Source organism: Promicromonospora sp. NPDC019610 (genome assembly GCF_044389365.1).
GTDB lineage: Bacteria > Actinomycetota > Actinomycetes > Actinomycetales > Cellulomonadaceae > Promicromonospora.
The window spans coordinates 1,781,670-1,806,721 of record NZ_JBIRXX010000001.1; the positions used below are offsets into that span (position 1 = coordinate 1,781,670).

23 protein-coding genes are annotated in these 25,052 nt (G+C 73.0%); 9 read left to right on the plus strand and 14 right to left on the minus strand.

The window, feature by feature from the left end; genetic code table 11:
• Positions 1–158: 158 nt before the first annotated feature.
• Positions 159–1,160, minus strand: coding sequence for an alpha/beta fold hydrolase (locus ACH45N_RS07965; protein ID WP_397392801.1), 1,002 nt, complete (start codon positions 1,158–1,160; stop codon positions 159–161).
• 86 nt (positions 1,161–1,246) lie between these two features.
• Here ACH45N_RS07965 and ACH45N_RS07970 point away from each other — a divergent pair, with 86 nt between their 5' ends.
• Positions 1,247–1,810, plus strand: coding sequence for a TetR/AcrR family transcriptional regulator (locus tag ACH45N_RS07970; protein ID WP_397392803.1), 564 nt, complete (start codon positions 1,247–1,249; stop codon positions 1,808–1,810).
• A gap of 48 nt (positions 1,811–1,858) precedes the next feature.
• On the opposite strand, the gene ACH45N_RS07975 is transcribed toward ACH45N_RS07970, so the two are convergent.
• From ACH45N_RS07975 to ACH45N_RS07985, 3 genes are read right to left on the minus strand one after another with little or no spacing between them, the layout of a single operon-like run.
• Positions 1,859–2,155, minus strand: coding sequence for a hypothetical protein (locus ACH45N_RS07975; protein WP_397392805.1), 297 nt, complete (start codon positions 2,153–2,155; stop codon positions 1,859–1,861).
• Between the two features lie 12 nt (positions 2,156–2,167).
• Complete coding sequence (locus ACH45N_RS07980; RefSeq protein WP_397392807.1) at positions 2,168–2,602, minus strand: type II toxin-antitoxin system VapC family toxin; 435 nt, start codon at positions 2,600–2,602, stop codon at positions 2,168–2,170.
• Positions 2,599–2,907: a CopG family transcriptional regulator gene (locus ACH45N_RS07985; RefSeq protein WP_397392809.1), complete on the minus strand. Its 309-nt coding sequence runs from the start codon at positions 2,905–2,907 to the stop codon at positions 2,599–2,601. The genes ACH45N_RS07980 and ACH45N_RS07985 overlap by 4 nt, the downstream gene beginning before the upstream one ends.
• Before the next feature lie 129 nt (positions 2,908–3,036).
• Between ACH45N_RS07985 and trmB the strand changes: the two genes are divergently transcribed.
• From trmB to ACH45N_RS08000, 3 genes are all read left to right on the plus strand, one after another.
• Positions 3,037–3,831: a tRNA (guanosine(46)-N7)-methyltransferase TrmB gene (gene trmB / locus ACH45N_RS07990; RefSeq protein ID WP_397392811.1), complete on the plus strand. Its 795-nt coding sequence runs from the start codon at positions 3,037–3,039 to the stop codon at positions 3,829–3,831.
• 192 nt (positions 3,832–4,023) lie between these two features.
• A complete protein-coding gene (locus ACH45N_RS07995) occupies positions 4,024–4,362 on the plus strand; it encodes a DUF485 domain-containing protein (protein ID WP_397392813.1) in 339 nt (112 codons plus the stop codon).
• A gap of 11 nt (positions 4,363–4,373) precedes the next feature.
• On the plus strand, positions 4,374–6,008 hold the full coding sequence (locus ACH45N_RS08000; protein WP_397393827.1) for a cation acetate symporter: 1,635 nt from the start codon (positions 4,374–4,376) through the stop codon (positions 6,006–6,008).
• A gap of 96 nt (positions 6,009–6,104) precedes the next feature.
• Here ACH45N_RS08000 and ACH45N_RS08005 read toward each other — a convergent pair whose 3' ends face one another.
• Both ACH45N_RS08005 and ACH45N_RS08010 read right to left on the minus strand, forming a co-directional pair.
• Positions 6,105–7,085 carry an epimerase gene (locus tag ACH45N_RS08005; RefSeq protein ID WP_397392815.1) on the minus strand — a complete coding sequence of 327 codons (981 nt, stop codon included), beginning with the start codon at positions 7,083–7,085 and terminating at the stop codon, positions 6,105–6,107.
• 94 nt (positions 7,086–7,179) lie between these two features.
• A complete protein-coding gene (locus ACH45N_RS08010; protein WP_397392817.1) occupies positions 7,180–9,504 on the minus strand; it encodes an FdhF/YdeP family oxidoreductase in 2,325 nt (774 codons plus the stop codon).
• 102 nt (positions 9,505–9,606) lie between these two features.
• Between ACH45N_RS08010 and fdhD the strand changes: the two genes are divergently transcribed.
• Positions 9,607–10,557, plus strand: coding sequence for a formate dehydrogenase accessory sulfurtransferase FdhD (gene fdhD, locus ACH45N_RS08015; protein ID WP_397392819.1), 951 nt, complete (start codon positions 9,607–9,609; stop codon positions 10,555–10,557).
• Here fdhD and ACH45N_RS08020 read toward each other — a convergent pair.
• From ACH45N_RS08020 to ACH45N_RS08040, 5 genes are all read right to left on the minus strand, one after another.
• Complete coding sequence (locus ACH45N_RS08020) at positions 10,530–11,396, minus strand: helix-turn-helix domain-containing protein (RefSeq protein ID WP_397392821.1); 867 nt, start codon at positions 11,394–11,396, stop codon at positions 10,530–10,532. The genes fdhD and ACH45N_RS08020 overlap by 28 nt on opposite strands.
• Before the next feature lie 12 nt (positions 11,397–11,408).
• Entirely contained in the window at positions 11,409–11,795 is a 387-nt protein-coding gene (locus ACH45N_RS08025; protein ID WP_397392823.1) for a nuclear transport factor 2 family protein, read from the minus strand.
• Positions 11,796–11,881: 86 nt separating this feature from the next.
• Positions 11,882–12,028, minus strand: a complete 147-nt coding sequence (locus ACH45N_RS08030) for a hypothetical protein (RefSeq protein ID WP_397392825.1) — start codon at positions 12,026–12,028, stop codon at positions 11,882–11,884.
• 2 nt (positions 12,029–12,030) lie between these two features.
• Complete coding sequence (locus ACH45N_RS08035; protein WP_397392827.1) at positions 12,031–13,428, minus strand: OFA family MFS transporter; 1,398 nt, start codon at positions 13,426–13,428, stop codon at positions 12,031–12,033.
• A 161-nt stretch (positions 13,429–13,589) separates the two neighbouring features.
• The gene (locus ACH45N_RS08040; protein WP_397392829.1) at positions 13,590–14,918 is read right to left on the minus strand and encodes a serpin family protein; all 1,329 of its coding nucleotides are present in this window, start codon (positions 14,916–14,918) and stop codon (positions 13,590–13,592) included.
• 223 nt (positions 14,919–15,141) lie between these two features.
• On the opposite strand from ACH45N_RS08040, the gene ACH45N_RS08045 reads away from it, so the two are divergent.
• The 3 genes from ACH45N_RS08045 to ACH45N_RS08055 all read left to right on the plus strand — a co-directional run bounded on the left by ACH45N_RS08045 (position 15,142) and on the right by ACH45N_RS08055 (position 21,177).
• Entirely contained in the window at positions 15,142–17,559 is a 2,418-nt protein-coding gene (locus ACH45N_RS08045) for a Tex family protein (RefSeq protein WP_397392831.1), read from the plus strand.
• Between the two features lie 180 nt (positions 17,560–17,739).
• A complete protein-coding gene (locus tag ACH45N_RS08050; RefSeq protein WP_397392833.1) occupies positions 17,740–19,497 on the plus strand; it encodes a TetR family transcriptional regulator in 1,758 nt (585 codons plus the stop codon).
• A gap of 33 nt (positions 19,498–19,530) precedes the next feature.
• Positions 19,531–21,177 (plus strand): dihydrolipoyl dehydrogenase family protein, encoded by a 1,647-nt coding sequence (locus tag ACH45N_RS08055; RefSeq protein ID WP_397392835.1) that lies wholly within the window; start codon positions 19,531–19,533, stop codon positions 21,175–21,177.
• A 196-nt stretch (positions 21,178–21,373) separates the two neighbouring features.
• On the opposite strand, the gene ACH45N_RS08060 is transcribed toward ACH45N_RS08055, so the two are convergent.
• The 3 genes from ACH45N_RS08060 to ACH45N_RS08070 form a co-directional block, all read right to left on the minus strand.
• A complete protein-coding gene (locus ACH45N_RS08060; RefSeq protein WP_397392837.1) occupies positions 21,374–22,405 on the minus strand; it encodes a glycine betaine ABC transporter substrate-binding protein in 1,032 nt (343 codons plus the stop codon).
• Positions 22,406–22,563: 158 nt separating this feature from the next.
• Positions 22,564–23,247, minus strand: coding sequence for an ABC transporter permease (locus tag ACH45N_RS08065; RefSeq protein ID WP_397392839.1), 684 nt, complete (start codon positions 23,245–23,247; stop codon positions 22,564–22,566).
• Positions 23,244–23,903 carry an ABC transporter permease gene (locus tag ACH45N_RS08070; protein WP_397392841.1) on the minus strand — a complete coding sequence of 220 codons (660 nt, stop codon included), beginning with the start codon at positions 23,901–23,903 and terminating at the stop codon, positions 23,244–23,246. Before ACH45N_RS08070 ends, ACH45N_RS08065 begins: the two co-directional genes overlap by 4 nt.
• 42 nt (positions 23,904–23,945) lie before the next feature.
• On the opposite strand from ACH45N_RS08070, the gene ACH45N_RS08075 reads away from it, so the two are divergent.
• Positions 23,946–25,025, plus strand: a complete 1,080-nt coding sequence (locus ACH45N_RS08075) for an ABC transporter ATP-binding protein (RefSeq protein ID WP_397392843.1) — start codon at positions 23,946–23,948, stop codon at positions 25,023–25,025.
• The last annotated feature ends 27 nt before the right edge of the window (positions 25,026–25,052 follow it).

The window sequence follows — 25,052 nt, forward strand, 5'->3', positions numbered from 1 at the left end:
GCGGGGTGTCGGCGCGGGGGCGGGGTGCCGCGGCGGCGGCGGGCTGAGCCCGGGTCGGCCAACGTTGGGTTGGCCGCACTCTGGGCGCCCAGAGTGCGACCAACCCTACGTTCGGTTGTCCGGCCGTTCGGCACCGCGGCCGGCCGCCCGGCAGCCGGCTACTCGTGAGTCGCCCAGAACGTCTCCAGCTCCGCGTCCAGCGCCGGCGCCACCTGCATGGGCAGGGAGTGCGTCGTGTCCGGCCAGATCTTGACCTGCGCGTCCGGGATCAGCTGCGCCTTCTCGGCCGCCGCGTCGCCCCCGGCCAGCGACGAATCGCTCGCGATCGCCACGTACACGGGCATCGGCAGCGCCTTCAGGTCGGCGTCGCTCAGCACGGAGGGGCTGGGCAGCCCCGACGAGCTGTAGCTCGCCGAGCCGACGGCGATCATCCGGGCCAGCGGGTCGTCGGGGTCCACCTCGTCGTCCGACACGCCGCCGATCCGGTTCAGCGCGGACTCGCGCCAGGAGTCCGGGAAGAACGGCAGCGAGACCGGGATGGTCGTGAGGATGACCGACAGCGGCATCATGCCGAGCGTCATGACGGGCTCCAGCAGGGTGAGGCTGGCGAGCCGGTCCGGGTGGCGCACCGCCACGGCCGCGGCCAGCCCGCCGCCCTGGGAGTGCCCCAGCAGATGAACCCGGTCGAGGTCCAGCCCGGCCATCGCCTCGTCCACCCAGCGGGCGGAGTCCCCGACGCCGCGGAACGGGACCGTCTGCACGGACAGGCCAGTGTCGCCGAGGGTGTCGAAGGCGTAGACGGTCCGGTGCTCGACGAGGTCGGGCAGGTTGTCGCCCCACATCGGGGCCGCGGCAGACCGGCCGGGCAGCAGGACGACGGGCGTGGCGTCGGGCCGCTCGGCGTGCACCCAGGCGTAGGCGCGGACCGTGCCGAAGCTCGTCTCGACGTCGTGCGTCGCGGTGGGCTCCGGCAGGCGGCCGAGCGCCTCGGCATACGCGTCCTCGTAGGCCCGGCGGTCCTCAGGCGTGCGGAAGTGGCCGACGCCGGGGCCGCCCGCCGCGACCAGCAGCGCCAGCCCGCTGGTCGAGACCACCGCGACGACGGCCAGCAGGACGGTCGGCCAGCGGCGGCGCTTCGGGCCGGTGGTGTGCGTGCGCATCGGAGGTCCTCTCGGGGTCGGTCGGTTTTCCAATACGGTCGCATCGTAACAGGTGACGGTGCGACCGCATTGCTATCCTGGCCCGCATGCCGAGAGTCGTGGACCACGAGGAGCGCCGCTGGGAGATCGTCCTCGCGCTCTGGCTGGTCATCGCCCAGCACGGGATCGAGGGCGTCAGCCTGCGCCAGGTCGCGGCGGAGGCCGGCGTCTCCATGGGGCGCATCCAGCACTACTTCGGCACCAAGGACGCCCTCGTCCTGGCCGGCTGCACCGCCCTCGTCGACCGCGCCTACGGCGGGTACCAGGGGACCGCCGACGCCGCTCCGCGCGAGCGCCTGCTGTACGTCATGAGCCAGCAGATCCCCCGGGACGACGCCGGACGCACCGGCGTCAGCGTCTGGTACGCCTACGTCGCGAAGTCGATCAACGACGCCGCCGTCCGCCAGGTGCTGGCCGAGGCGCGGCGGGGCGCCGAGGACGAGTGCGTGCGGTTGATCCGGGCTGACCGCGACACGAGTGCCGATGAGGCGCTGACGCAGGCCCGGCGGCTGCTGGCGCTGGCCGACGGGCTCACGCTGCGGGTCCTGGTCCGGGACCTGGAGGCCGACGAGGCCGTTGCGATGCTGGAGGCGGAGGTCGGGCGGGTGTGAGCGGCGCGGCCCGGCCGCGCCTGACCCGGGCGCCCGGCGCCCCCGGTGTCAGTCCGCGCGGTCCGGGCTGCCGAACAGGTCGCCGAAGGCGTCGTCGGCCTGCCGTGCGACCTCGACGTCCCGGGCCAGTCGGGCGCCCCGGTCGACTGGCCCGTCCCAGGCTCGGGGGCCCCGGGCCGGTCCGTCAAGGAGCCCGCGCCGGATCCAGCCCAGGACGAGCTGCGGCGCCGGGATGCCGCTCCGGGCCGCCGTCGTGGTGAGCTGGTCGCCGTCGGCGTCGGACAGGTCGACGACGACCCGCCGTCCGTCGACCTCGACGCGCGAGCAGGAGCCGCGGGTGGTCATGGGTGCTTCCGATCAGAGGTCGTCGGGGAGGATGCGGAAGGCCTTGTCCTCGGTGAGAGGGCGAATGGCGCGGAAGCCTCGGCGATCGAGCGTCAGGACCGTGTTCGTGTAGTTGTCGCGCGCAACAACGGTGATGACGGCGTCGGTGAGGTCAAGGTTGAGGTCGTCATATCGTGCCTGCACCACGCGCGCCGTCCGCAGGACGTCGACGGCGAGCGGGGTGACGATGAATCGCCCGGACTCGGCCTGTCGGACGATCTCGTCCATCAGACTGGCGGCGGCACCACGGCCGAACCGTTGTGTGACGAGGTGGTCGAGCTCGGCGAGGACGAGGGGTGGGACGAGGATGGTGCTCGCATGATCGACTACGCGACGAGCGCCTTCGTGCTCAGGGGAGTCGGTGTCGATCGCAGCGATGAGGCCTGACGTATCGGCGACCACGATCATTCGGTGTCCGGCTCCAGGTTCATGGAGTCCAGGATCTCGTCCGTCCGTGCCGCGAAGGTCGGGTCGCCGCTTGAGACGAGAGGCAGGTTGACGGGCTCGTCCCACACCCGGTTCCGAAGGAGGGCGTGACGCACCCCCTCGCGAATGATCTCCGCTTCGCTCACGCCACGGCGGGCGGCGGCAATCTTGAGGTCTCGAAGGTCGTTCTCGTCGAGGTAGACAGTGGTCCGCTTGAGCCCCATCTCAATATGGTATCTCTGCCATACGTCGATGGTCGGATCTGTGACAGGTGCAGCGGCGAGCATGTGTGGTTCCTGACTCTGCTGGGCTGGGCGGCTGTGCCCAGCCTGCCGCGTGCGCCCGCGGGGCCGCGCGCCGGGCCGGGAATCAGTGCGGATACGCAACGCTGGCCGGCGACCTCGTACGCTTTTCCCGTGAGTCAGCCCGCTTCCGCCCAGCCCGACACCGCCCACCAGGACACCGAGACCCCGCTCGACCTCTCGGGATTCCGGACCAGGCCGGTGTCGTTCGTGCGCCGGTCCGGCCGCCTCACGGACAAGCAGAAGCGCCTGTGGGCCGAGCGTCGCGCCACCTACGTCGTCGACGTGCCCCGGGCGATCGCCCGCACCTCCGTGCACCCGGAGTACGTGCTCGACGCCGCGGCGCACTTCGGGCGGACCGCCCCGCTCGTGGTCGAGATCGGCTCGGGGCTGGGCGACGCCGTCGTCGGGGCGGCCTCGACCGATCCCGGGCGCGACTACCTCGCCGTCGAGGTCTACCAGCCCGGGCTGGTGCACACGATCGCGCGTGCCGAGCGGGCCGGGGCGGCCCTGGGGCGGGACGGGCTGCCGAACCTGCGGCTCGTGCAGGCCAACGCGGCCGAGCTGCTGGAGACCACCATCGCGGCCGGCTCCGTGGACGAGCTCTGGGTGTTCTTCCCCGACCCGTGGCACAAGGCGCGCCACCACAAGCGCCGCCTGGTCACCGCGGAGTTCGCGGCGCTCGCGGCGCGCGTGCTGCGGCCCGGCGGCACCCTCCGGCTCGCGACCGACTGGGCCGAGTACGCCGAGCAGATGGTCGAGGTGCTGGAGGCCGACGAGAACCTCGTCAACGCCCACGGCCCCGGCGTCCTGGCGCCGCGGTTCGAGCGCCGTGTGCTGACCGGGTTCGAGCGCAAGGCGCACGATGCCGGGCGGGACATCGCCGACCTGGAGTACGTGCGCCGCTGACGCCGCGCTGACCAGTGGCTTCCCCGGGGCGGGTGGCAGATACCGTTCGAATGTAACGACTTGGTCAAGTCAGGAAACGCGCCGTCTGAACTGTTTGCCCCCGACCTGTGAGGTGCGGCACATTGGGCCGGGTGCGAGATGCGCACATGGGCCGCGGCAGAGCGCGCGCCCCCATGAGCCAATGGAGGCGTCATGAGTGACGTACAGGCAGCAGGGCCTGCCGAAACCGATTACCAACGCGTCGAGCGATCGGACGAGTTCCAGAGCCTGCGCAGGGCGTTCCGGAACTTCGTCTTCCCGATGACGGCGCTGTTCCTCGTCTGGTATCTCCTGTACGCCCTGATGAGCACGTACGCGCACGAGTTCATGAGCATCCGCGTGTCCGGGACCATCACCGTCGGGCTGATCTTCGGGCTGCTCCAGTTCGTGTCGACGTTCGTGATCACCACGCTGTACGCGCGGTGGGCCAACAACAAGTTCGACGCCCGGGCGCAGGCCCTGCGCGAGGAGATCGAGGGGGGCGAGCTGTGAACGGGACAGTCATGGCGGCGGAGGCCACCAACGTCGGCAACACCTGGGTCAACATCGGCATCTTCGCGGCGTTCGTGGTCGTCACGCTCGTCGTCGTCTTCCGGGTGTCCCGGCAGAACAAGAGCGCCGCGGACTTCTACGCCGGCGGCCGCAACTTCACCGGTACGCAGAACGGCACCGCGATCGCGGGCGACTACCTGTCCGCCGCCAGCTTCCTGGGCATCGCGGGCGCCATCGCCGTCAACGGGTACGACGGCTTCCTCTACTCCATCGGCTTCCTCGTCGCGTGGCTCGTCGCGCTGCTGCTGGTCGCCGAGCTGCTGCGCAACACGGGCAAGTTCACGATGGCGGACGTCCTGTCGTTCCGCCTCAAGCAGCGGCCGATCCGGCTCGCGGCGGCGCTGTCCACGCTCGCGGTGGTCTTCTTCTACCTGCTGGCGCAGATGGCGGGCGCGGGCGGCCTCGTCGCTCTCCTGCTCGGCATCACCGACAAGGCGGGCCAGGGCCTGGTCATCGCCGTCGTCGGCGCCCTGATGATCCTGTACGTGCTGGTGGGCGGCATGAAGGGCACCACCTGGGTGCAGATCATCAAGGCGACGCTGCTCATCCTGGGCGCCGGCGCCATGACCATCTGGGTGCTCGCGCGCTTCGGCTTCAGCCTCTCGGCCGTCATGCAGGAGGCCGTGAACATGGCCGGCGAGAACGGCGAGGCGATCCTCGAGCCGGGCCTCCAGTACGGCGCCACGGCGCTGTCGCAGCTCGACTTCCTCTCGCTCGCGCTGGCGCTGGTGCTCGGCACCGCGGGCCTGCCGCACGTGCTCATGCGGTTCTACACGGTGCCGTCGGCCAAGGAGGCCCGCAAGTCCGTGGTCGTCGCGATCTGGCTGATCGGCATCTTCTACCTGTTCACCCTGGTGCTCGGGTACGGTGCGGGCGCGCTGGTGGGCCCGGAGGCGATCCTCGCGGCGCCGGGCGGGCAGAACTCGGCGGCACCGCTGCTCGCGTTCGAGCTCGGCGGCGAGATCCTGCTCGGCATCATCGCGGCGGTCGCCTTCGCGACCATCCTCGCGGTCGTGGCCGGCCTGACGATCACGGCGGCGGCGAGCTTCTCCCACGACATCTACGCCTCGATCATCAAGAAGGGGCAGGTCTCGCCCGACGGCGAGGTCCGGGTGGCCCGCTGGACCGTGGTCGTGATCGGCATCATCGCGATCATCGGCGGCATCTTCGCCAACGGGCAGAACATCGCGTTCCTCGTGGCGCTGGCGTTCTGCGTCGCGGCGTCGGCGAACCTGCCGACGATCATCTACTCGCTGTTCTGGAAGCGGTTCAACACGTCGGGCGCGCTGTGGAGCATCTACGGCGGCCTCATCTCGACCGTCGTCCTGATCATCTTCTCGCCGGTGGTCTCGGGGAAGCCGGCGGACCCGGTCACCGGGCTCAGCAAGTCGATGATCAGCAACCCGGCCATCGACTTCCACTGGTTCCCGCTCGACAACCCGGGCATCGTGACCATCCCGCTCGCGTTCGTGCTCGGCATCGTCGGCACCTACCTGAGCAAGGAGCGGTCGCACCCGGAGAAGTACGCCGAGATGGAGGTCCGCTCCCTCACCGGCGCCGGCGCGGAGAAGGCGGTAGCCCACTGACCCACCCCCTTCGTTGAGTGCTGGCTATTTGTTGTTCTGCGGGCTTCAGGCCCGCAGAAAGCCAGCACTCAACGGAGGGATGGGGGCGGGGCGGGGTCAGGAGCGGCGGCGGACGACGTCGTCGATCGCCGGGGCGAGCGCGGGCCAGCGGAACGCGAAACCGGCGTCGGTGAGCCGCTCGGGCAGCACCCAGCGGCTCTTGAGCACCAGCTCCGCCTCGTTGCGCAGCACCCACACGGCGGGCTCCAGCAGCCAGCGCGGCGCCGGTATCCCGATCGGCATGCGGGTCGCCCGGCGCAGCTCGGCCATCAGCGTCCGGTTGTCGACCGGGTGCGGCGCGGCGAGGTTGACCGGCCCCGAGAGCTCCTCGTGCTGCTCCAGGAACCGGGCGGCCCGCAGCACGTCGTCGACGTGGATCCACGAGAACTTCTGCCGGCCGTCGCTGTGGTGCACCGGCACGGGGCCGCCCGTCGGCGAGTCGCCGATGCCGCGGTAGCGGCGGTGCTGGAACCACCACCCGTCGAGCTGCGGGCCGCCCACGCCGAACCGTGCCAGCCGCGCGAGCATGTCGGACGCCGGGCCGCCGAGCACGATCGCCATGCGCAGGGCGACCCGCCGGGTCTCCGGCAGGCGCCCCGCGAAGAACTCGTGCTCCCAGCTCCGCGCGACGTCCACGGAGAACCCGGCGCCGAGCTCGCCGCCGTCCTCCGTCTGCGGCCGGTCCAGCGCGTACCGGTAGATCGTCGCGGTGCTCGCGTTGAGCCACAGCCCCGGGGGACGGGCGGCGGCCGCGACGGCATCGTGCAGCTGCCGCGTGGTCTCGACCCGCGACCGCAGGATCTCGTCGCGGTTCCGGTCCGTGTACCGGCAGCCCACGCTCTTGCCCGCGAGGTTGACCAGCAGGTCGGCGCCGTCGACCACGTCCCGGAGGGCCGCCGGGTCGTCGGACCACCGCACGTCCGGCCCGGCGCGGCCGACACGCGCGACGTCGTACCCGCGCGACGCGAGGTCGTCGACGAGGGCCCGCCCGATGAACCCGGTCCAACCCGCCACGACGGCCCGCTTCGCCTCGGTCATGCGCCGCAGCGTATCGGCCGCCTCCCCCGACCCGCCTCGTTGAGTGCTGGGTATTTGCGCCTCACACGGCTCTCGGAGCGCAGATACCCAGCACTCAGCGAGCGGGTTCCAGGCGGATGACTACCGACTTCGAGGCCGGGGTGTTGCTCTGGTCCGCCGTGTGGTCCAGGGGGACCAGCACGTTCGTCTCCGGGAAGTACGCGGCGGCGCAGCCGCGCGCCGTCGGGAACGAGACGGCACGGAAGCCCTCCGCCCGGCGCTCGTCGGTCCCGCCGTCCGGCCCGGGCCACTCGCTGACCAGGTTCACCGTGTCGCCGTCGGCGATCCCGCCCGCGTCCAGGTCGTCCGGGTGGACGAACACGACCCGCCGCCCGTTCTTCACGCCGCGGTACCGGTCGTCGAGCCCGTAGACCGTGGTGTTGAACTGGTCGTGGGAGCGGACGGTCTGCAGCAGCAGGCGGCCCTCCGGCACCTGGACGATCTCGAGCTCGTTCACCGTGAAGTTGGCCTTGCCCGTCGTCGTCGGGAAGAGGCGGGCGTCGCGGGGTGGGTGCGGCAGCACGAACCCGCCGGGCTCGGCGACCCGCCGGTCGAAGTCCTCGAAGCCCGGGACCACGCGCGAGATCGAGTCGCGGATCCGGGAGTAGTCGGCCGCGAACTCCTCCCACGGCGTCGGGTCCTGCGGGCCGAGCACGCGGCGGGCCAGGTCGCAGAGGATCGCCGTCTCGCTGCGCAGGGCGCCCGAGACCGGGGCCAGCCGGCCGCGGGACGCGTGCACCACGCTCATCGAGTCCTCGACGGTGACGACCTGCTCGCGCCCGCCCGTCATGTCCCGCTCGGTGCGGCCGAGGCAGGGCAGCACCAGCGACCGCCTGCCGGGCAGCACGTGCGAGCGGTTCAGCTTGGTCGACACGTGCACCGTGAGTGGTACCTCGCGCAGCGCGGCCTCGGTGACGGCGCTGTCCGGGGTGGCGGCGGCGAAGTTGCCGCCCACGGCCATGAAGACCCTGAGCTGCCCGTCGCGCAGGGCCCGGACGGTGTCGACGACGTCGTACCCGTGGGCGCGCGGCGGCTCGAAGCCGAACTCCGTGGCCAGCGCGTCCAGGAACAGCTCGGTGGGCCGTTCCCAGATGCCCATGGTGCGGTCGCCCTGCACGTTGCTGTGGCCGCGCACGGGGCAGGCGCCCGCGCCCGGGCGGCCGACGTTGCCCCGCAGCAGCAGGAAGCTCACGACCTCACGGATGGTCGCCACGGCCTGCTTGTGCTGGGTCAGGCCCATCGCCCAGCAGACGATGATGCGGTCGGCGGCCTTCACGTCGTCGACGAACGCCTCGATCTCCGCCCAGTCCAGGCCCGTGGCCCGCTCGACGTCGGCCTGGTCGACGGCGCGCCAGGCGGCCGCCGCCTCCGGGAAGCCCGAGGTGTGCTCGGCGATGAACTCGTGGTCCAGCACGGGGGCGTGCCCGGCGGTCCGCGCGTCGTCGTCGGCCTCGACCAGCAGGCGGTTCACCGCCTGGAAGAGGGCCAGGTCACCGGCGAGACGCACCTGGAGGAACCGGTCGGCGAGCTTGGTGCCCTGCCCGACGACGCCGCGCACGCGCTGCGGGTTCTTGAAGGTCTGCAGCCCCGCCTCGGGCAGCGGGTTGATCGCGACGATGCGTGCGCCCCGGTCCTTGGCCTCCTCCAGCGCGGTGAGCATGCGCGGGTGGTTGGTCCCGGGATTCTGGCCGACGACGACGATCAGGTCGGCGTGGTCGGTGATGTCCTCCAGCGACACGCTGCCCTTGCCGATGCCCAGTGTCTCCACCAGGGCGGTGCCGGACGACTCGTGGCACATGTTCGAGCAGTCGGGCAGGTTGTTCGTGCCGAGCTTGCGCGCGAGGAGCTGGTAGAGGAACGCGGCCTCGTTGCTGGTGCGGCCCGAGGTGTAGAACGCCGCCTGGTCGGGCGTGTCCAGGCCGCGCAGCTCGCGGGCGATCAGGTCGAGGGCCTCGTCCCAGGACACCGGCCGGTAGTGGTCGGCGCCCTCCTCGCGGAGCATGGGCTCGGTGATCCGGCCGGACTTGCCCAGCCGGTGGTCGGTCCAGGTCGCGAGCTCCGAGATCGCGTGCTCGGCGAAGAACGCGGCGTCCGCACGCTTGCGGGTGGCCTCCTCGGCCACCGCCTTGGCGCCGTTCTCGCAGAACTCCGCGAGGTGCGGCTTGCCCGGCTCCGGCCAGGCGCAGCCGGGGCAGTCGAAGCCGCGCTGCTGGTTGATCAGGGGCAGCGTGCGCAGGCCACGCCCCACGCCGGCCTCCTCGAAGACGTGTGCCAGGCCGTGGACCACCCCCGGCACGCCGGCCGCCGCCGTCTTGGGCGGCCCGATGCGCAGGCTCTTCTCGGGGGCGTCGGTGCGGGCCTCGTCGCTCACGTCGGTCACCCTCCCGACCCTACGCCGGAGTCGACCGCCTGTGGAGGCTATGGACATATCGGTCGCGGATGGGCCTGTGGAAGCGGCCGCCCGAGGTGCGAGACTGGCCGCATGGGAGTCGTCACCGACCGACGGCGCGTGGTGCGCGTCCGCGAGGGCGTCCGCGCGGCGCGCCCCGACACGCTCGCCGTCGAGGAACCGCTGATGGTCCGTCTGGTCGGGCCCGGCGATCTCGTCAGCAGGGCGCGGCCGCTCGCCGCCGTCGCCGGCGGAGCGGTCGCCGGCGGCGCGGTCGCGGGCGGCCTGGTGCCGGTGGGCGGCGTCGTCCCGGTGGGGGGTGTACTGCCGGACGGCGTCCTGCCGGGCGCACGGCCCGCCGGGAGCACGCTCACCGTGACGATGCGGACCCCGGGCGACGACTTCGACCTGGTCGCCGGCTGGCTGGTCTCGGAGGGCGCCGTCACGGCGCGCGAGGACATCGCGGGCATGCGGCTGTGCCCCGACGAGGACAACACGGTCGAGGTGGCGCTCGCGCCCGGCGTCGAGCCGCCGCGGCAGCGGGCGTTCGCGACCACGAGCGCGTGCGGGGTCTGCGGGTCGGACACCGTGGTGGAGGTGCGGGCCGCGCTGCGCTGGCCGGTCGCGGCCGACGCCGTCACGGTCGGCACCGGCGTGATCGCCGCCCTGCCCGACCTGCTGCGGGAGCGCCAGCGGGCCTTCGAGCGGACCGGCGGCCTGCACGCCGCGGGCCTGTTCACCGCCCACGGCGAGCCGCTGTACGTGCGCGAGGACGTGGGCCGGCACAACGCCGTCGACAAGGTGGTGGGTGCCGCCCTGCGGGACGGCGCCCTGCCCGCGGCCGGGACGGTGCTCCAGGTCAGCGGGCGGGCGTCGTTCGAGCTGGTGCAGAAGGCCGCGCGGGCCGGGATCCCGGTGCTGTCCGCGATCTCCGCGCCGTCGACCCTCGCGGTGGACCTGGCCGAGGAGTGCGGCCTGACCCTGCTGGGCTTCGTGCGCGGCGACTCGATGAACGTCTACACGCGGGCGGACCGGCTGCGCTGAGGGGCTGTTCCTGCCTGGCCCGGTGGTGGAGAGGTTCTCTCGGGATCGCAGGGCTGGGACGCGGTGTAGACGACGACGCGCAGGTCGCCCGGGCTGAGCGTGAGCACGTCCAGGTCCAGGTAGAGATGGCCGTGCACAGGACTCGGCACGCGCAGCCGGTCCGCGTGGCCGCCCGGGGCGGGCGGAGCGTCCCAGAGCCGGCTGAACTCCTGGCTCCTGGCGTGCAGGTCGGTGATCATCGAGGACAGCTCGGCATCGGCCGGATAGCGCCGGGCCGTGTCGCGCAGCTCGGCCACGACGGTGGCGCGGAACCCGGCCAGCCGCTCGGGGTCCCGGAACCTCGAGGGGCCGGCCTCCGTGAACGCGCGCCAGACCACGTTCCGGTCGCGCCCCGGCGTGTCCGGAATGGTGCACACGTCCGAGTGCCAGAGCTCGTTCGCCGCCAGCACCGTCCAGGTCGCGTCGCAGACGCAGACCGCTACCTCGGTCAGCCGGTCCAGCATCCGGCGGGCCGGCTCGGTGACCTTGCGCGGGACCAGGCTGTCCGGCTCGGGGGACGCGGCGAAACCGGCCAGCGCACGCAGCCGGGCGTGCTCTCCCGAGGTCAGCCGCAGCGTCCGCGCGAGCGCGTCGACCACGCCCGGCGACGGTCGGCGGCGGCCCTGCTCCAGGCGCTTCACGTGTTCCTCGGAGACGCCCACCACGCGGGCGAGCTCGTCCCGGCGCAGGCCCGGCACGCGCCGGACGGCGGGCAACGACGCCGACACCCCGACCTCACCAGGCGTGATCCGCCGTCGCAGGGTCCGCAGCGCCGTCCCGAAGTCGTCGTCCTGTCGCACACCCCGATTCTGTCAGTCCCGGGCGAGGCGCGGTCCACCCACGACCGGGGCGTCCGCCGCGTCGACCGGTTCCATGTAGAACCGCGACCGGCGGATCAGGTCGTCCCGCACCGTGACGATGATGACGCCGCGCAGGTCCTGGCCGGCTGCCCTGGTGTAGTGCCACTCTCCCCACACCTCGTCGCCGACCTCGACCGCGTTCGTCATCGCGACCGTGATCTCCGGCGACATCGTGAAGATCGTCTCCCAGTTCCGGCGCACCTGCTTCGGCCCCTGGAAGTCCCGGCCCGGGTGGGCCGGCCACTCGCTGAAGAAGTCCGGCCCGAAGCAGGCCGACACGGCATCGAGATCGTGGTTGTTCAGTGCGTCGATCAGGCGTTCCACCACAGGGTTGCTCATGTCGAGCACGCTATCCGCGTGGTCGCTGCCCTACCTGGTCCAAGATGTACCACCTGCGAAGGTGGCCGCCGCCGCGGGTAGACGGACTACCCCGTGAACAGCGGGATGACGCTCCGGACCGTCTGGAACAGCCCGTAGGCGAGCGGGACGGTCACCACGAGCCAGGTGAGGACGAGTCGCGGGACCTGGTTCGCCGGCTGCTCCGGCGTCCGTTCCTGGGTCTGCTCGGCCATGGTCACACCTTCCCCTCGACAAATTCTTCCGCCTGGCCCGGCCGCTCGTGGAACCGCGCCGCGACGGGCCGGACCAGGGCGTTCGCCACGAAGCCGACCGCGAGCACCGCCACCATGGTGAACAGCGCGGGCCGGTAGTCGGCGGCGACCAGCTCGCCGGGCGTGCCCTGGGCGTCCAGGAACCCGTTGATGATGAGCGGCCCGGCGATGCCCGCGGCCGACCACGCGGTGAGCAGGCGGCCGTGGATCGCGCCCACCTGGTAGGTGCCGAACAGGTCGCGCAGGTACGCGGGGACGGTGGCGAAGCCGCCGCCGTAGAACGACAGGATCACGGCCGCCACCAGCACGAAGATCGCCGTGGACGTGTGGCCGACGGTGGCCAGGAGCGCGTACAGGATCATCCCGACGCCGAGGTACATGACATAGACGGGCTTGCGGCCGATGTAGTCCGACGTGGAGGACCACACGAAGCGGCCGGCCATGTTGAACAGGGACAGGAACGCCACGAACCCGGCAGCCGTCGCCGGTGCGACGGACGAGACGCCGTCCACCCGGAAGAAGTCCTGGATCATGGGCGCGGCCTGCTCCAGGATGCCGATGCCCGCCGTCACGTTGCAGAACAGCACGGTCCACAGGAACCAGAACTGCGGGGTGCGGATCGCGTTCGCCGCGGAGACGTTCGCGGTCGAGACCATCGGCTTGGCGGCGACCGCCGCGGCGTCGAACCCGGCTGGTGCCCAGCCGGGCGGCGGTACCTTCACCGTGAACACGCCCAGCATCATCACCAGGAAGTACACGATGCCGAGGGTCACGAAGAGCGCGGTGACCGCGCTGCCCGAGGCCACGGAGGTGGGGTCGGCAGGGTCGTAGCCGCTGTCGTAGCCGGCCATGAGCTGGCGGGACAGCGGCGAGGCGATGAGCGCGCCGCCGCCGAAGCCCATGATCGCCATGCCCGTGGCCAGGCCCGGCCGGTCGGGGAACCACTTGATCAGCGTGGACACCGGCGAGATGTAGCCGATGCCGAGCCCGATGCCGCCGATGAAGCCGTACCCGAGGTAGACCAGCCAGAGCTGCGACGTCGCGATGCCGAGCGCCCCGATGAGAAAGCCGGAGGCCCAGAAGCAGGCCGAGGCGAACATGGCGGCGCGGGGGCCGGCGCGCTCCACCCAGGTGCCGAGCACCGCGGCCGAGAGGCCGAGCATGACGATGGCGATGGAGAAGATGACGCCGATCGCGGTGAGGCTGGTCTCGAAGTGGGCGACCAGCGCGCTCTTGTAGACGCTGGTGGCGTAGGCCTGGCCGATGCACAGATGGATGGCGAGCGCGGCCGGCGGGATGAGCCACCTGCTGTAGCCGGGCTTTGCCACCGTGTGCTCCCGGTCGAGGAACGACAGTGCCATCAAGCACCTCCTCGTGCTCAGGGGATCAGGTCGCGGAAAGTGCGGTTTTTCCCGTTTGCGTGGGCACGCTACTGGCGCTGGATGCCCGGGTCAATGGTCGACGGCGGCGCGCCCCGCCAGGGCGCGCCGCCGGGCGGCCCGGCTCTGGCCGCGCGGCCGGCTCAGTGCTGCGGGCTGCGCACAGCGGCCAGGAACAGGGGGAGGCGGGTATCGGTGTGGGCGATCCGCAGCAGGTAGGGCCGGTCCACGGTCATCCGGACGGCGGGCTCGCCCGGCATCGCCCCGGTCGCCTCCATCCCGATCTCGGTGACGGCTGCCGCGACCGTCCCGTCCTCGTCCAGCCGCAGGGAGGCCTGCTGCATCGCCTGGCTCACCCGGAGCCGTTCGGTGGTGCTGATGCCCGTGAGGTCCGGGGTGTCGTACAGCCCGCCCAGGCCCGCCTCGTCCAGCGCCGGGGCCAGGTCCAGCGCCGGCGGTTCGAGCTCCAGGGTGGGCAGGGCGAGCTCGACGAGCCGGGGGGCCGCGTCGTCGAGGGCGGTGGTGAGGGCGGTCAGCGTCCAGGACGTGACGTCCGCCGGGTCGGTGCCTTCCGGCGGCAACAGCACGTCCGCGTGGAACGCCTCGCCGTAGGGGAGGCGGACGGCGGCCCAGCCGTCGTGCTCCGCGTACGCCCAGGACTCGGTGCCGTGCAGCGTCTCGACGGGCTCGGTGCCGCCGGGGCCGGTGAAGTCGTCGTCCCGGGTGGAGTGCTCCGCGAACGGCGTGTCCCAGCGGGCCGCGAGCAGGATCGCGTTCTGCAGCACCAGGCGCAGCATCGGGTCGGGCTCGATCGCCGACTCCTCGATCAGGCCGCCCGTGTGGTGGTTCACCCAGGAGTCCAGGACCTGCTTGCCCGCGTCGGTGCCCAGGTCGGTGCGCTGCACGCCGGCGTCGAACGCGGCGGCGAGCGCGTCCAGGTAGTCGGGCTCGACGGCGAGCTGGTCGTCCAGCACGGCCTGGTTCGCCAGGTGCAGCACCGGGCGGTCCGGGAGGCCGCCGTCCTGCGCGACGCCGGGGTCGCCGTCGTGCTTCGCGAGCTCGGCCGTCAGGGCGTTGTACGCGGCGGTGCGGTCCCCGCCCGAGGCGCCGAGCGCGGCGTCCAGCGCCGTCGCCGTCTCACCGCGCGCACCCTCGGCGAGCAGGGCCAGCGCGAAGGTGAGGGACGCCGGGGAGACCAGGGCGTTGTCCGTCGGCTCGCCGGTCGCGCGCAGGGCCAGCAGGCCCAGCTCCTCCGTCGCGGCGACGGCGCCGGCACTGGCGCGGGCGTCGGCGACCGTGACGGCGACCCGTGCCGCGTCCGAGCGCTCCAGGGCCGCGTCCGCCGCGGGCCCGCAGGCGGCCAGGGCGAGGACGGCGGCCGTGACGACCGCCGTCGACGTCGTCGCGTGGCGCCGGGCGTGACGCCCCGGACGGTGCGGGGCGGGGCGCCCGGCCGGATCGCGATGCTGCACGGTTTCCTCCAGGTCGGTGGCCCCCGCGGACGGGCGGGGTCCTGCTCCGGATGTGTCGTGAGGCGTCCCGGACTTGCACCACACGTCGTGTCGGACGTACGGGTCACCCGGGGGACCTGTACGTCTGACACGCGTGGGCGGATGCGACAGATGTCAGTGGCGGCGGGCACAATCTGTCCCGACCATCCCGGTGGGTTCGACCCCTGAAGTGAGGTAGTGGACGTTGGCAAGCATCAACCAGCGCATCGCCGAGGAGCTGGGCGTTCGTGAGGGGCAGGTGACCGCGGCGGTCGACCTGCTCGACGGCGGCGCGACCGTGCCGTTCATCGCCCGGTACCGCAAGGAGGTGACGGGCACCCTCGACGACGCGCAGCTGCGCACCCTCGAGGAGCGGCTGCGGTACCTGCGCGAGCTCGAGGAGCGGCGCGCGGCGATCCTGGCGTCGGTGCAGGAGCAGGGCAAGCTCACGGACGAGCTGCGGGCCCAGATCCTGGCGGCGGAGACCAAGTCGCGTCTGGAGGACATCTACCTCCCGTACAAGCCCAAGCGGCGCACCAAGGCGCAGATCGCGCGCGAGGCCGGGCTGGAGCCGCTCGCCGAGGCACTGCTCGGCGACCCGTCGCTCGACCCGACGGAGGCCGCCGGCCCGTACGTCGACGCCGACAAGGGCGTCGCCGACCCGGCCGCCGCGCTCGACGGCGCCCGGGCGATCCTCGTGGAGCGCATGGGGGAGGACGCCGACCTGATCGGCACCCTGCGCGAGCGGTTGTGGAAGCGCGGACGCATGCTGTCCGCCGTCCGCGACGGGGCGCAGGACAAGGGCGCGAAGTTCTCGGACTACTTCGAGTTCGCCGAGGCCCTGTCCAGCCTGCCGTCCCACCGCGTGCTCGCCCTCTTCCGGGGCGAGAAGGAGGACGTGCTGGACCTGACGATCGAGCCGGAGGAGGGCATCGAGCCCGGCGTGCCGACGTCGTACGAGGCCACGATCGCCCACCAGTTCGGCATCACCAACCAGGGCCGCCCGGCCGACCGCTGGCTCGGCGACACCGTCCGCTGGGCCTGGCGCACCAAGATCCTGGTGCACCTCGGCATCGACGTGCGGCTGCGGCTGCGCTCCGAGGCGGAGGACGAGGCCGTGCGCGTGTTCGCCGCCAACCTGCGCGACCTCCTGCTCGCGGCGCCCGCCGGCACGCGGGCCACGATGGGTCTCGACCCGGGCCTGCGCACCGGCGTCAAGGTCGCCGTCGTGGACGCCACGGGCAAGGTCGTGGAGCACGCGACGATCTACCCGCACCAGCCCGCCAACCGCTGGGACGAGTCGCTGGCCGTCCTGGCCCGGCTCGCCCAGAAGCACAAGGTGGACCTGGTCGCGATCGGCAACGGCACGGCCTCGCGCGAGACCGAGCGGCTGGCCGCCGACCTCATGAAGAAGGTTCCCGAGCTCGGCCTGACCAAGGCGGTCGTGTCCGAGGCGGGTGCGTCCGTGTACTCGGCGTCCGCCTACGCGAGCGCGGAGCTGCCCGACCTCGACGTGTCCATCCGGGGCGCCGTCTCGATCGCGCGCCGCCTGCAGGACCCGCTCGCCGAGCTCGTGAAGATCGACCCCAAGTCGATCGGCGTGGGCCAGTACCAGCACGACATCACCGAGACCAAGCTCTCGCGGTCGCTGGACGCCGTGGTGGAGGACTGCGTGAACGGCGTCGGCGTGGACCTGAACACCGCGTCGGTGCCGCTGCTCTCGCGGGTCTCGGGCATCACCTCGACGCTCGCCGAGAACATCGTGGCGCACCGGGACGCCAACGGCCCGTACACGTCGCGCGCCGCGCTCAAGAACGTGCCGCGCCTCGGCCCCAAGGCGTTCGAGCAGTGCGCGGGCTTCCTCAAGGTCTCGGGCGGCGACGAGCCGCTGGACGCGTCGTCGGTGCACCCCGAGGCGTACCCGCTGGCGCGGCGCATCGTGACGGCGTCGGGCGCGGACGTGCAGGCCCTGATCGGCAACGGCGGCGCCCTGCGCACGCTCAAGCCGACGCAGTTCGTGGACGAGACGTTCGGTCTGCCGACCGTCACCGACATCTTCGCGGAGCTGGAGAAGCCGGGCCGCGACCCGCGCCCCGCGTTCACGACGGCGTCCTTCGCCGACGGCGTCGAGACGCTGGGCGACCTGGTGCCCGGCATGGTGCTGGAGGGCCAGGTCACCAACGTCGCGGCGTTCGGCGCGTTCGTCGACGTCGGCGTGCACCAGGACGGGCTCGTGCACGTCTCGGCCATGTCCAAGAACTTCGTCAGCGACCCGCGTGAGGTCGTGAAGTCAGGCGACATCGTCAAGGTGAAGGTCATGGACGTCGACCTGCAGCGCAAGCGGGTCTCGCTGACCCTGCGCCTGGACGACGAGGTCGGTGCGGCCCCCGGCGGCCGTACCTCCGGCGGCGGCCGCTCCGGCGGGGCCGGCGGTCAGGGCGACGGCCGCGACGGCCAGCGCGGCGGACGTCCGGGCGGCGGCGAGGGCCGCGGCCGGGGCGGTCAGGGCCGTGGCCAGGGACAGCGCGGGCAGGGCGGACAAGGCGGACAGGGTGGCCGCGGCCGCCCGGCCCCGGCGGACACCGCGATGGCGGACGCCCTGCGCCGAGCGGGCCTGGCCTGACATTCCCGCCGCGAGCTGCGCTCGCGGCCTGAGTGAGGAGTCCAACGTAGGGTTGGTCGCAGCAAGAGGCGTGATGCAGCGACCAACCCTACGTTCGGCTACCAGGTGATGCCTGGGGAGGTCTCGGCGTGGGAGACTGGGTGCCACATCGTCGGCACCATCGGAGACCAAGTACGCCCCGTGAGCAGCACCGCAGAGACCACGCCCCGGCGACGTCGACGGCAGGAGCTGCTGAGCAGCTCGATCGTCGTGGCGCGGCGGCTGCTCGCCGACGGCGGGCTCGAGAGCGTGACGATGCTGGCGGTCAGCCGGGAGATCGGCATCGCGGGGCCCGGCCTCTACCGGTACTTCCCGAGCCGCGCCGACCTGCTCCGGGTGGCGTACCGGGACGTGCTCGACGAGCTGGTCGCGCACGTCCGCGCGGCGATCGCCCGGCAACCGGCCGGTGACCGCGCCGCCCAGGTGCAGGCGCTGACGAACGCGATGTTCGCGTGGAGCGTGGCGCACCCCCACGAGCTCGACCTGCTGCTCGGCGCCGGCCTGCGCCTCGTCGAGGACGGCGCGCCGGTCGGCGGGGAGTTCGGCGGCGGCACGTTCTACGAGGTGGCGGCGCTCGCGTTCCCGCCGGTTGTCGCCCAGTGGGCGGACGGCGCCGTCTGGTTCGACGAGCCGGTCGTCCCGGAGCTGGCGGCGGACCTGGCCGCCCGCCGTGACGCGCTGCTCGCCGTGTTCCCGGACGCGCCCCGGGACGTGCCGCTGGGTCTGGTCGCCGCCGTCCGCGTCGCGTGGCAGCGCACCTTCGGCCTGCTGTGCATGACGGCGTACGGGCACGTCACCGAGCCCGACGGGCCGGTCCGGCGCGACTACGTCACGGCGCTGCTCGACGACCTGAACGCCCGGAACCTCGCGCTCTTCGGCCTGGCGCCCAGCCCTGCCGCCGTCCTGGAGCCGGTCTTCGTGCCCGGGTCCGAGAGCGGGCCGGCCGAGCTCGGGTCCGAGAGCGGGCCGGGCGAGCCCGCCTCCGGGAGCAGGCCCGCCGAGCCCGCCTCCGGGAGCGGGCCCGCCGACGGGACTGCCGCACCCGAGGCGCTCCCTGCCGGAGCCCACCCGGCCGACGAGGCGGGCACGTCGGCACAGGGCGGCACGGGCCGCCGGGCCCGCCTGCGCCGCGAGCTGGTGGCGCAGGCGCTGCGCTCGGCGCGCCGCCTGCTGGACGAGCACGGTCCGGACGGCGTCACGATGCAGGCCGTCGCGAAGGACGTCGGGATCGCGGCGCCCGGCCTGTACCGGTACTTCGACGGTCGCCCCGGCCTACTGCACGCCACCCACCAGGACGTCGTCGACGAGCTCCTGGCGTCTGTGGGGGCGGCCCGGGCGCGGCAGCCCGCGGACGACCCGAGTGCGCAGTGCCACGCCGTGATCGACGCACTGTTCCGCTGGTGCCTGGCGCACCGCAACGAGTACGACCTGCTGATGTCGGGGCGGCTGCGGATCTCCCTCCCGGGCGACGACACGCCCGGGGAGCCCCGCCACGCGCCCCTGATGGCCCTGGACCGGGTGGGTGCGGTGTTCGCGCCCATCGCCCTGGCGTGGTGGCGGGCGGGCTGCCGCGTGCTCCCCGACGACGAGCTCCTGCCCGCGCTCGTGCCCCACCTGCGGGCCGCGCGCGACGCGATGCGCGGGATCCCGGGTTTCCCGCCCGACGTGCCGCTCGGGCTGCTGCACGCGATGAACCTGTGCTCCGCGCGGCTCTGGGGCCTGCTCACGCTGACCGTCTACGGCCACATGGGCGACCTGGACGGCCCGGCGGGCGCGGCACACCTGGACGCGCTGGTGCTGGACCTCGCGGCCGACGCCCTCGACGTCTTCGGCCAGAAGCTCTCCGCCGCCGTCGTGCTGGTGCGGGACACGCCGGCGCCGTCCGACCCCGTCCGATAGACCGGTGGTGCGGGTTCGGTCCAGGATGACGACATGAACAACGCACCCGAGACACCCGGCGAGCAGGCGGACGAGACCTACGACGTCATCGTGATCGGTGGTGGGCCTGTGGGCGAGAACGCGGCGGACCGCGCCTCCCGCACCGGTCTGTCCGTCGCCCTGGTCGAGTCCGAGCTCGTGGGGGGTGAGTGCTCGTACTGGGCCTGCATGCCGTCCAAGGTGCTGCTGCGCGCGGGCACCGTGCGCGCCCTGGCGCGCGACACGCCCGGCCTGGCCGACCCGGGGGCGCCCGACGTCGCCGCCGTGCTGGCCCGGCGCAACGAGATCACCTACGACTGGGACGACTCCGGGCAGGTCTCGTGGGTCGAGGGTGCCGGCATGACGCTCGTGCGCGGGCACGGCCGCCTGGCGGGCGAGAAGCTGGTGGAGGTCACGCTGCCGCCCGCTGACGCCGCCGGCGCCTCCTCGGCGGCCGGCGCGGGCGCCGACTCCGGGGCCGGCTCCGACGGCGACGACGAGGACGCCGGCGGCGGCCTCGCGGAGGCCGAGACGGGCGACGCCCCGGTGACGCGGCTGCTGCGGGCCCGGCACGCCGTGATCGCCGCGACCGGCAGCGTGCCCGTGCTGCCCGACACCCCCGGCCTGGCGGCGGCTGCGCCGTGGTCGAGCCGGGAGGCGACAGGCGCCGAGTCGATCCCCGAGTCGCTGGTCGTGATCGGCGGCGGGGTGGTGGGCGTCGAGATGGCGAACGCGTACTCGGACCTCGGCGCGCGGGTGACGCTGCTGGCCCGGGGCGGCCTGCTGTCGAACGCGGAGCCGTTCGCGGGCGAGATGGTCGGCGAGTCGCTGCGTGCGATCGGCGTCGACGTCCGCACCGGCGTCGGGGTCGCCTCGGTCGAGCGGCCGGGCACCGGCAGTGACAACGAGCCCGCCGGCCCGGTCACCGTCACCCTGTCCGACGGCGGGACGATCACCGCCGCCGAGATCCTGGTCGCGACGGGGCGCGTGCCGCGCACGACCGACCTGAACGTCGAGAGCGTGGGCCTGGACGCGTCGAGCCTCGGCCGCGCGGGGGCGCTCGTCGTCAACGAGTCGCTCGAGGTGGTCGGCGTGCCCGGCGGCTGGCTGTACGCGTGCGGCGACGTGACGGGGCGGGCGCCGACCACGCACCAGGGCAAGTACGAGGGCCGCATCGTCGGCGACGTGGTCGCCGCGCGGTACGGCACGGAGGCCGGCGACCGGTCCCCGACGAGCGGTGACCCGGAGCCCGCCGTCGGGCAGGAGGGCAAGCCGTGGTCGCGGTACGCCGCGACCGCCGACCACGGCGCGCGCGTCCAGGTGGTGTTCACCCACCCGCAGGTGAGCTGGGTGGGGCCGACGGAGCGCGAGGCGCGGGCCGCCGGGATCCCGGTCGAGGCCGTGTCGTACGACCTGTCCTGGGTGTCCGGCGCGAGCGTCGACGGCCCGAACTACACCGGCCGGGCCCAGGTGCTGGTCGACACGCAGCGCCGGGTCCTGGTGGGCGCCACGTTCGTGGGGCCGGACGCCGGCGAGATGCTGCACGCCGCGACGATCGCCGTCGTCGGCGAGGTGCCGCTGGACCGGCTGTGGCACGCGGTGCCCGCGTACCCGACGGTCAGCGAGGTGTGGCTCCGCTTCCTGGAGTCCTACGGCCTCTGAGCCGTCTCGGCCCCCCGGGCCATATCGGGCTCGTCCCACTCACCTTTGAGGCCCGGGTTTCTTCGCTGTGGAGCTGTCCAAAGCGAAGAAACCCGGGCCTCAAAGGTGAGTCCGCGGTGCCCGCGGCGGCAGCGGGCCCGCGCGGCAGAGCGTCCCGGCGGCCCACGCGGGGCCGCCGGGTTGGTTCAGCGGTGGGTCAGCTCGTCGGGGTGAGCGAGCCGTCCGAGCTGAAGACCAGGCCGAGGGTGACCTCGCCCTGCTGCAGGGCCGACTTGGTCAGCGGGCCGCCGGCGTCGAGCGAGCGGAACTCCGCGAACTCCAGGCCGTACGTCTCCTCGAGACCCGGCTGGCAGAACGGGCGCTCCGTGCACTCCGGCGGGCCGCCGAGCACCAGGCCGCCGCAGGCCTCGGCGAGGTCGCTGAGCGTGGCCAGGCCGTGCTCGTCCGCGAAGGCCTTGGTCACGGCGAAGGCGTTCTGGTCCTGCGCGGGGGAGGGCTCGCCGAACACGAGGCCCACCTCCTCGCCCAGCCCGGTGAGTCCCTCGACGGTCGCGTCGAGGTCGCTGCTCGCGACCGGCTCGGCGTCGGCCCCGTTGACGTCCTTGTTGATGAACTCCGTCAGGGTGCCCACGTACTCGGGGATCACCTGGACCTGCTTGCCGTCCTCCAGCGCGGGGAGGTAGGCCTCACGGTTGCCGATGGTGGTCACCTCGGCGTCGTACCCGGCGGCGTTCAGCACCGTCGCGTAGATGGTGCCGAGCGTGGCGCTCTCGGCGAAGTCGGCGGCACCGACGACGATCTTGCCGCTGCCGCTCTGCTCGGGGGCGTCCAGGCCGGCGTCGGCCACGAACTCCTCGGCGACCTCCTTCGAGGTGCGGCGGTCGACGTCGACGGCCTTGTTCAGGCCGATGAGGGTGTCGGTGTCGAGCGCGGCGGACACGCTGTCGAGCAGCGGGATGAGCGTGTCGTCGCCCTCCACGGCCGCCGCGTTGATCGCCGGGATGATGTTGTCGACGGTCTGGAGCTGCTGGTCGTCCTCGAGCACCACCAGCTCGTCGCCCGGGACGGCCTCGCACGCGGCGAGGCTGCTGCCGCCGGTCGAGGTGCTGCCGCCACCTCCGCCGGAGGAACCCGGTGCGCCACAGGCGGTCAGGAACGCGAGGGAGACGACGGCGGCTGCGGCGCCGAGCGCGCGCGGCAAGGACAGATGCGTACGGGGGAGCTTCATCGAATGTCTCCGAATGTGGGTGGCGTACAACTGTTCTACGGCTTCGATCCGTCCCATTCGACCTCGGTCCGCGGTCGATGGCAAGGGATAAACCCCCTCGTGAGAATGTCGTTACATTTGGTCGGGCACCCCGGGGAGTTATTCCCGGGGAGGCGCCGTCAGGTGGCGCGGATCCGGAGCGGGGCCGGGGTGGCGAGGCGCTGCCCGACGGCGAGCACGGCGTCGATGAGCAGGCAGAGCCCGGCGACCACCACGCCGCCCGCGAGCACCTCGCCGTAGCGCTGCGTGCCCATGCCGAGCGCGATGATCTGCCCCAGGCCACCGCCGCCGGCGAGGGCTGCGAGCGGGATGGTGGCCACGACCTGCACGATCGTGACGCGCAGGCCCGCGGCGACCAGTGTGGTGGCCAGTGGCAGCTCGACCTGCATCAGGATGCGCCCGTTGCTCATGCCCATCCCGCGGGCGGCGTCCTTGGCGTCGGGGTCGGCGCCGCGCACGCCCTCGTAGGTGTTGACCAGCAGCACCGGCACCGCGAAGAAGGCGGCGGCGATGACGGTGGCGGTGTTGCCGAACAGGCCGCCGGCGGCGAGCAGCAGGATGATGCCGAGGGTCGGCAGCGCCCGCGAGGCGTTGGTCAGCCAGACGACGGTGCCCGCGCCCCGGCCGCTGTGGCCCAGCCAGGCGCCGGCCGGGATGGCGACGGCGGCGGCGATGGCCACGGCGATCGCCGTCATGACCAGGTGCTCGCCCGCGAGCTCCAGGATGCCGCCCGGCTCGGTCCAGGTCAGGGGGTCGTTGAGCCAGACGATCGCCTCCTGGACGACGCCGGTGGGGGCGCTCATGCGGTCCTCCCGCGCAGCCAGGGGGTCAGGGCTCTGCCGACGGCCCAGAGGGCGAGGTCGAGCACGAGGGCCAGCAGGATCGTCGCGAGCGTGGCCGTCATGATCTCGGCCCGGTAGAAGTTGTTGCGGAAGCCCTGGAACATGAGCTGGCCGAGCCCGCCGTACCCCACCACGACACCCACGGTGACCAGAGCGACGGTCGACACCGTGGCCAGCCGCAGCCCGGCGATGATGCTCGGCATGGCGCTCGGCATCGCCACCTGGACCAGCAGGCGGCCCGGCCCGTAACCCAGGCCGCGGGCGGCGTCCGTCACGGCGGGGTCCACGGTGGACAGCCCGGCCACGGTGTTGCGCAGGATGATGAGCAGCGCGTAGACCACCAGGCCCACCAGCACCGGCGTGCGGCCGATGCCGAGCAGCGGCGCGAGGATCGCGAACAGCGCCAGGGACGGCACGGTGTACAGCACGGCCGCGGTGCCGAGCACCGGCCCGGCCAGCCACCGGGACCGGGAGATCAGCGCGCCGAGCGGGATGGCGATGGCCGCCGAGATCGCGACGGCCTCGAGCGTCAGGCCGGCGTGCTCGACGGTGCGCTGCCAGATCACGGGCGCGTTGTCGACCACGTACGACCAGGAGAACCACGGGTTGCCGGGCATGTTCAGAACCTATCGTGCTCTTCACCCGGTAGGTTCGAGCACATGGCCTCACGCACCGTGATCGAGCTGGACAACGTCCGCAAGTCCTTCGGCAGCGGCACCGTCGCCGTCGAAGGACTGAGCCTCTCCGTGCACGAGCACGAGGTGCTCGCGCTGGTGGGCCCCTCGGGCTGCGGCAAGTCCACCACCCTGCGCATGGTGAACCGGCTGGTGGAGCCGACGTCGGGCCGCATCCTGCTCGACGGCGAGGACGTGACCACCACCGACCCCGTCGCCCTGCGCCGCCGCATCGGGTACGTGATCCAGAACGTGGGGCTCTTCCCGCACCGCACCGTCGAGGCCAACATCGCCACCGTGCCCGGCCTGCTCGGCTGGGACCGCCGGCGTACCCGGGCCCGCGTGGCCGAGCTCCTGGACCTCGTGGGCCTGCCCGCCGCCACGTACGCGAAGCGGTACCCGCACGAGCTGTCCGGCGGTGAGCGCCAGCGCATCGGCGTGGCCCGGGCGCTCGCGACCGACCCGCCCGTGCTGCTGATGGACGAGCCGTTCGGCGCCGTCGACCCGGAGTTCCGCCGCCACCTGCAGACCGAGTTCCAGCGGATCCAGCAGGAGACCGGCACCACGGTGATCCTCGTGACGCACGACATCGACGAGGCGGCGCGGCTGGGCGACCGGATCGCCGTCCTGTCCCGCGGCGGCAAGCTGGAGCAGGTGGCGAGCCCGCTCGCGGTGCTGGCCCACCCTGCGTCGGAGCGGGTGCGCGACTTCATCGGCGACGGCGCGGCCTCGCGCATGCTCTCGCTCGCGGAGGTGCAGACGGCCGACCTCGAGGGTGTGGACCGGATCGTCGAGCCGGCCCCCGCGCCCGTGCGCCTGGGCGCGCGGCTGACCGACGCGTTCGAGGCGGTCGCCGCGCTGCCGGCGTCCGCCATGGGGCGGGTGCCCGTGGTGGGGGAGTCGGGCGAGCTGGTCGGTTCGCTGACCGCCGACGGGATCCTCGGCGCGCTGCGCCGGGCGGCGGACGCGGCGGCGGGGACGGCGGACGCGGCCTGGGATGCACCGGACGCGTCCGGTCCGGCTGCGGACGCCGAGGACGCCGCTGTGACCGACGCCGCGTCCTGACCTGCGCCCAGACCGGGACCCGGGGAT

Bases quoted from the DNA above. Each gene is read 5' to 3' on its own strand.
- ACH45N_RS07965 (WP_397392801.1), bottom strand. From the start codon at position 1,160: ATGCGCACGCACACCACCGGCCCGAAGCGCCGCCGCTGGCCGACCGTC.
- ACH45N_RS07970 (WP_397392803.1), top strand. From the start codon at position 1,247: ATGCCGAGAGTCGTGGACCACGAGGAGCGCCGCTGGGAGATCGTCCTC.
- ACH45N_RS07975 (WP_397392805.1), bottom strand. From the start codon at position 2,155: ATGACCACCCGCGGCTCCTGCTCGCGCGTCGAGGTCGACGGACGGCGG.
- ACH45N_RS07980 (WP_397392807.1), bottom strand. From the start codon at position 2,602: ATGATCGTGGTCGCCGATACGTCAGGCCTCATCGCTGCGATCGACACC.
- ACH45N_RS07985 (WP_397392809.1), bottom strand. From the start codon at position 2,907: ATGCTCGCCGCTGCACCTGTCACAGATCCGACCATCGACGTATGGCAG.
- ACH45N_RS07995 (WP_397392813.1), top strand. From the start codon at position 4,024: ATGAGTGACGTACAGGCAGCAGGGCCTGCCGAAACCGATTACCAACGC.
- ACH45N_RS08000 (WP_397393827.1), top strand. From the start codon at position 4,374: ATGGCGGCGGAGGCCACCAACGTCGGCAACACCTGGGTCAACATCGGC.
- ACH45N_RS08005 (WP_397392815.1), bottom strand. From the start codon at position 7,085: ATGACCGAGGCGAAGCGGGCCGTCGTGGCGGGTTGGACCGGGTTCATC.
- fdhD (WP_397392819.1), top strand. From the start codon at position 9,607: ATGGGAGTCGTCACCGACCGACGGCGCGTGGTGCGCGTCCGCGAGGGC.
- ACH45N_RS08025 (WP_397392823.1), bottom strand. From the start codon at position 11,795: ATGAGCAACCCTGTGGTGGAACGCCTGATCGACGCACTGAACAACCAC.
- ACH45N_RS08030 (WP_397392825.1), bottom strand. From the start codon at position 12,028: ATGGCCGAGCAGACCCAGGAACGGACGCCGGAGCAGCCGGCGAACCAG.
- ACH45N_RS08035 (WP_397392827.1), bottom strand. From the start codon at position 13,428: ATGGCACTGTCGTTCCTCGACCGGGAGCACACGGTGGCAAAGCCCGGC.
- ACH45N_RS08055 (WP_397392835.1), top strand. From the start codon at position 19,531: ATGAACAACGCACCCGAGACACCCGGCGAGCAGGCGGACGAGACCTAC.
- ACH45N_RS08060 (WP_397392837.1), bottom strand. From the start codon at position 22,405: ATGAAGCTCCCCCGTACGCATCTGTCCTTGCCGCGCGCGCTCGGCGCC.
- ACH45N_RS08065 (WP_397392839.1), bottom strand. From the start codon at position 23,247: ATGAGCGCCCCCACCGGCGTCGTCCAGGAGGCGATCGTCTGGCTCAAC.
- ACH45N_RS08070 (WP_397392841.1), bottom strand. From the start codon at position 23,903: ATGCCCGGCAACCCGTGGTTCTCCTGGTCGTACGTGGTCGACAACGCG.
- ACH45N_RS08075 (WP_397392843.1), top strand. From the start codon at position 23,946: ATGGCCTCACGCACCGTGATCGAGCTGGACAACGTCCGCAAGTCCTTC.